This is a genomic window from Sulfitobacter sp. HI0129 (assembly GCF_001635395.1).
Classification (GTDB): domain Bacteria; phylum Pseudomonadota; class Alphaproteobacteria; order Rhodobacterales; family Rhodobacteraceae; genus Sulfitobacter.
Window position 1 is genome coordinate 1 of record NZ_LWGH01000461.1, and the last position, 5,706, is coordinate 5,706.

4 protein-coding genes and 1 pseudogene are annotated in these 5,706 nt (G+C 67.6%); 1 reads left to right on the top strand and 4 read right to left on the bottom strand.

The features are described 5' to 3' along the window. The 3 genes and pseudogenes from A3764_RS12595 to A3764_RS12605 all read right to left on the bottom strand — a co-directional run. Nucleotides 1–337: pseudogene (locus A3764_RS12595) on the bottom strand (hypothetical protein); the annotation flags it as partial. Beyond that, nucleotides 330–3,080 carry a molybdopterin-dependent oxidoreductase gene (locus tag A3764_RS12600; RefSeq protein WP_067920730.1) on the bottom strand — a complete coding sequence of 917 codons (2,751 nt, stop codon included), beginning with the start codon at nt 3,078–3,080 and terminating at the stop codon, nt 330–332. The gene A3764_RS12600 and the pseudogene A3764_RS12595, both read right to left, overlap by 8 nt. Continuing rightward, nucleotides 3,073–3,903, bottom strand: a complete 831-nt coding sequence (locus tag A3764_RS12605) for an FAD binding domain-containing protein (RefSeq protein ID WP_067920728.1) — start codon at nt 3,901–3,903, stop codon at nt 3,073–3,075. The genes A3764_RS12600 and A3764_RS12605 overlap by 8 nt, the downstream gene beginning before the upstream one ends. 192 nt (nt 3,904–4,095) lie before the next feature. Here A3764_RS12605 and A3764_RS12610 point away from each other — a divergent pair, with 192 nt between their 5' ends. Further along, nucleotides 4,096–5,310, top strand: a complete 1,215-nt coding sequence (locus A3764_RS12610; RefSeq protein WP_067951640.1) for an amidohydrolase family protein — start codon at nt 4,096–4,098, stop codon at nt 5,308–5,310. On the opposite strand, the gene A3764_RS12615 is transcribed toward A3764_RS12610, so the two are convergent. Further along, a partial coding sequence (locus A3764_RS12615; protein WP_236628188.1) for an enoyl-CoA hydratase-related protein occupies nt 5,307–5,706 on the bottom strand: 400 nt, incomplete at its 5' end. The two genes, A3764_RS12610 and A3764_RS12615, sit on opposite strands and share 4 nt — an antisense overlap.

Below are 5,706 nucleotides of genomic sequence, written 5' to 3' on the forward strand. Positions count from 1 at the left end.
CGCCCGGCTGCGCGCCGCCCTGAAGGAGGCCTGACATGCCTGACGATGCGACGCCGCCGCAGACCGGAGAAAAGGNGCGCCCGCCCTGAATGACGTCACCGTCCCAGTCCTGCGCGTTTCCCCCCTGATCGAGAAAGGCCACCGCCTGCGCGCCCGACTGGATCACCGTGAGCGGGTCCAGCCGCACCAGTTCGCCCGCGTGGTTGGCATAGCGGTCGCAAGCCCCCGACTTGCCGTCAGCGATGTAGCACATCACCGGGCAGGCATCGCAGCGGATCTTCGCGGACGGGGGGCGCTCCTTTTCTCCGGTCTGCGGCGGCGTCGCATCGTCAGGCATGTCCGGCCTCCTTCAGGGCGGCGCGCAGCCGGGCGGGCGTTGCGGGCGCATGGGTCACGCGGGCGCCGGTTGCGTGGTAAATGGCGTTGAAGATGGCGGGCGCGGTGGGGATTAGCACATGTTCGCCCAGCCCCTTGGCGCCATATGGGCCATGGGCGTCCGGCACCTCGAGGATCAGCGTCTCGACAGGGGGGACATCGCCGATGGTCGGGATGAGATAGTCGTGCAGGTTCTCCGTCCGGCCCGGCAGGTATTCCTCCATCAGCGCCATGCCGAGGCCCTGCGCGATGCCGCCTTCCACCTGCCCTTCGACCAGCAGCGGATTGATCGCGCGACCCACGTCATGGGCCGCCACGAACCGCAGGGGCCGCGCCAGCCCCAGCGGCACGTCGACCTCTACCACCGCAAGCTGTGCGGCATAACCGAACTGGGCATAGGGCGCGCCCTGACCGTTCCGGTCCATGGGCGCCACGGGCGGATCATAGGTTTCTTCCGCGCGCAGAACGTAGCCCTCTGCGTCCGGTTCCAGCCGCGACGGCTCCAGCCGTTCGCGCCGCGCACCTTCGGTGACCAGAACGGCACCACCTTCCAGTGCGATGTCGGCGGCGGGGCCGGCATTGACCTGTCGCAGGATCGCGCCCCGCAACGCCTCCCCCGCCAGCCGGGCGGCGTTACCCGACACGAAAGTCTGACGCGAGGCGGATGTTTTTCCGGCATCAGGCGTGATGTCGGTATCCGCCCCGGCAATCACGAGGTCCTCCACGCAAAGACCGATGGCGGCGGCGAAGATCTGTGGAATGACCGTGTCGGCCCCCTGCCCGATGTCCATCGCCCCCTGATGCAGCACGATGCGCCCGTCGCGGCGCACACCGGCCTTGATGGTCGAGGGGTTCGGCAGCGAGGTATTGCCGCAGCCATACCACGCCGAAGCCAGCCCCACGCCGCGCAACCGGCGGCCATGGCCGCCCGCGTTGAAGGTGGCGCACTCTGCCTTCGCCGCTTCCCATGCGGGCCTCAGCGCATCCAGACAAGCGGCAATCCCCACGCCCTGTTCGAACACCTGCCCGCAGACGGTGGGCACGCCATCTCTCAGGGCATTGCGCAGGCGGAACTCCAGCGGGTCGAGGCCCAGTTTTTCCGCCATCAAGTCAAAGGCGGTTTCCTGTGCAATGGCCGACTGAGGCACGCCGAAGCCCCGGAACGCCCCCGAGGGCGGGCAATGGGTATGCACCGCCCGGCTGCGCGCGCGGTAGTCGGCAATTCGGTAGGGGCCGCTGGCATGGACCGGCACGCGGTTCGCCACGGTGGGGCCCCAACTGGCGTAGGCACCGGTGTTGAAATCGCCGTCGAAGGTCATCCCGCTGATGCGGCCCTCCGCCGTCGCGCCCAGCTTCAGGCTGATCTCGGCCGGGTGGCGCTTGGTGGTGCTGCGCAGGGACTCGCCCCGGTCATAGGTCATCCGGACAGGGCGGCCCGTGCGCATCGCCGCCAGCGCAATGAAGGGCTGCAGCGACAGGTCGATCTTGGAGCCGAAGCCGCCGCCGACAGCGGTGGGCACCACCCGGATCGCGCCCCGGTCAAGGGCGAGGATACCGGCCAGCGCCTCGCGGTCCATGCCGGGGGCCTGCGTGCAGGCATGGACATGCAGCCGCCCCTCCACCATCTCGGCAAAGCCTGCCTCGGGTTCGATATAGGCATGTTCCACGAAGCTCGTCGTGATCTGCGTCTCCACGATATGGGCCGCGCGGCCCAGCGCGCCGTCGGCATCGCCGCATTGCACCAGCCCGCCGCACATGACGTTGCCTTCGCGGTCGGAAAAGAGTTGCGGCGCATCCGGCGCCAATGCCTCCGCCACGGTGGCCACGGTTTTCTGTGGCGTCCATTCCACCGGAAAGCTTTCAAGGTCCAGCCGCGCCATGGCGCGGGCCTCGCCCACGACGCAGGCAATCGCCTCCCCCCGGAACCGCACGTGGGAAACCGCAAAGACCGGCTGATCGATGAACCCCGGGATGACGCCAAAGGCGTTTTCCCCCGGCACATCCGCCGCCGTCAGCACGCAGTGCACGCCGGGATGCGCGTCCTGCCACGCCCGAACATCGCCAAGGACGAAACTGGCCGCGGGATAGGGCGACCGTATCGCCCGCGCCACCAGCGCGCCCGCCGGGGCCACATCGTCGCCAAAGCGGGCGGAGCCATCCACCTTCGCCGCACCATCGAGCCGCCGGGCAGGACTGCCGAGGCCCGTGCCCGCCGGGACCATGGCGGCGGCGGCATGCGCCTCCCTCACCGCGGTCACGATCTTGCGGTATCCCGTACAGCGGCAGAGCACACCGCCCAGCGCATCCATGACCTGCGATTCATCCGGGCGGGGCACCGCGCGCAGCAGCGCCACGGCAGAGACCATCATGCCGGGGGTGCAGATGCCGCATTGCGCCGCCTGATGGTGCTGGAACGCGGTCGCGAGGTTCTGGGCGTCCTTATCCCGCGCCACCAGCCCGGACAGGGTTTCTACCCGGCGCCCCGCGGCCTGCTGCGCCGGAACGAGACAGGCACAGACCGGATCGCCATCCAGCAGGACGGTACAGGCGCCGCAGTCGCCGGCATTGCAGCCGACCTTTACATCGCGGCAGCCCAGCCCGTCCCGCAATGCCTGCGACAGCCGCTGGCCCGGTATCGCGTCAAGCTGCACCTGCGCACCGTTCAACGCAAAGGAGGTCATGAGGGTATCGCTGCGCTTATCCATCCCCGATCTCCCCCAGGGCGCGGCGCAGCAATTCGATCACCGCCTCGCGCCGGTAGCCTGCCGTGGCGCGCACGTCATCGATGGGCGACAGCGCGTCGAAATCCCCCGCCCGAAGGGAGGCGGCGGCTTCGGCGGGCGGCATCCCCTCCAGCCGCGCTTCGAGCGATGGAAGCCGCATCGCCACGGGCGAGGCCGCACCAACCCCGATACGGGGATCGCGCAACAGGCCACCGGTAACCTCTGCCGTTACCGCGACCATGCAGATGGAAATCACGAGGTATCGCCGCGCACCCAGCTTTACGAAGGAGGACCGCGCCCCCGAGGCCGGATCGGGCACGAGGATCGCGGTGACGAGTTCGCCTTCCCGCCTGAGTGTCTGGCGCGGCCCGGTGATGAAGGCACCCAGCGGCAGTACGCGCCGCCCGTCCTGAGCCGTCAGTTCCACGCGCGCATCCAGCGCCAGAAGCGGCGGCACACCGTCGGCGGCGGGCGATGCGTTGCAGATGTTTCCCGCCACGGTGCCGGTATTCTGGATCTGGACAGAGCCCACTTCGCGCGCCGCCGTCTTCAGACCGGCAAAGGCAGGCGGCAGATCGGCGCGCAGGATGTCCGTCCATGTGGTGGTTGCCCCGATGCGCCAGTGACCCTCCTGCCGGGACAGCCCCCGCAGCCCGGCAATGCGGCTGATATCCAGCAGGTCGCCCGCGAAAGGCCGCTCCGCCTGGGCGGGGAACCAATCGGTGCCGCCCGCGATGAAATGGACGCCGCCGCGCCCCGCGAGCGCGAGCGCCTCCTGTAGTTCCGTCGCCGCGAGATAGCTCATCACGCCCCCTCACCGCCCCGGCGGGCCGGTCGAAAACTTGTTGGTACACGAATAAGAATTCCGAACCTCGCTTGAGTCAAATGAATTCCCGCCCGAGGCAGGGAAATTCATCAGGGTCCGATGGCAATGCTTGATCGGCAAATGAATTCTGTTAGCGTTCAAACGAGTTCGCGTCAGAAAAGGTAGCGCATCATGCCTGCAGATTCCGCCCCCCCGCCTTCCGAAACGTCGCGCAAGCTGGTGATCCGCAACATCGGATATATCCTGTCGGGCCGGATGGAGGAGCCGGTGATCGAGGCGGATTGCCTGATCGCCATCGACGGCAAGATCGACAGTTGGGGCCGCGCAGCGGACATGGATTGCGAGGATGCCGATACGATCATCGATGCGGAGGGGGTGACGCTGGCACCCGGGCTGATCGACAGCCACGTGCACCCGGTGGTGGGCGACTATACCCCGCGCCAGCAACAGCTTCACTGGATCGATTCGACGCTGCATGGCGGGGTCACGACGCTGATCTCGGCGGGGGAGGTCCATATGCCGGGCCGCCCGAAGGACGTCGTCGGCCTAAAGGCGATGGCGATCGCATCACAGCGCTGGTACGAGAATTTCCGCCCCTCGGGCGTCAAGGTCCACGCGGGCGCGCCCGTCATCGAACATGGCATGGTGGAGGAAGACTTTGCCGAGTTGGCCAAGGCTGGCGTCACCCTCTTGGGCGAAGTGGGCCTCGGCACCGTGAAGGACGGCAAGACCGCCGCGCAGATGGTCGGCTGGGCGCGCAAATACGGCATCCAGAGCACGATCCACACCGGCGGGCCGTCGATCCCCGGGTCGGGGCTGATCGATGCGGACATGGTGCTGGAAACGGGCACGGATGTTGTCGGCCATATCAACGGAGGCCATTCCGCCCTGCCCGATGACCAGATCGTCTGCCTTTGCGAAAGCTGCAAGGCAGCGCTTGAGATCGTGCACAACGGCAACGAACGCGCCGCTTTGCTGACGCTGAACACAGCGCGCGAGCTCGACAAGCTCGATCAGATCATTCTGGGAACGGATGGGCCCGCCGGATCGGGCGTGCAGCCGCTGGGCATCCTGCGGATGATCGCCATGCTGTCCTCGCTCGGCAATGTCCCGGCAGAGGTCGCCTTCTGCTTTGGCAACGGCAACACCGCACGGCAGCGCAAGCTGGATACCGGGTTGATCGAAAAGGGCAAATGCGCCGACTTCGTACTGCTGGATCAGGCGCAGCACGCCCCCGGCAAGGACATGCTGGACTCGGTGCAACTGGGTAACCTGCCGGGCGTCGGAATGACGGTAATCGACGGCGAGGTGCGCTCCCTGCGCAGCCGCAACACCCCGCCCGCGAACCGGCTGCCGCAGGTGGTGCGGGGGCGCGCGCCCCTCTAGCCCTCTCCGCCCCCAAGCGGGCGCCATTCCGGCACGCGTTTTTCGACGAAGGCCCCGATGCCCTCTTCCGCATCGGGTTCCAGCATGTTTTCCACCATGACCTGCGCGGTGAAAGCATAGGCCTCGGGCAGCGGCATCTCTACCTGACGATAGAACGCTTCCTTGCCGATCCGCAGGGTGGCGGGGGATTTCTCAGCAATCGCCCGGGCCAGCTTCTCGGTCTCCGCGCGCAGATCCTCGGCCGCCACGACATCGGACACTAGCCCCTGGGCCAGCGCCTCGGAGGCCGGGATCATCTCTCCGGTCAGCAGCATTTTCATCGCCTGTTTGCGCGACACGTTGCGTGACAGGGCCACCATGGGGGTGGAACAGAAAAGCCCGATATTGACGCCCGGC

What these genes read in the sequence shown, in the direction of transcription:
- A3764_RS12610 (WP_067951640.1), top strand. Translation starts at nt 4,096, where the DNA reads ATGCCTGCAGATTCCGCCCCCCCGCCTTCCGAAACGTCGCGCAAGCTG.
- A3764_RS12605 (WP_067920728.1), bottom strand. Translation starts at nt 3,903, where the DNA reads ATGAGCTATCTCGCGGCGACGGAACTACAGGAGGCGCTCGCGCTCGCG.
- A3764_RS12600 (WP_067920730.1), bottom strand. Translation starts at nt 3,080, where the DNA reads ATGGATAAGCGCAGCGATACCCTCATGACCTCCTTTGCGTTGAACGGT.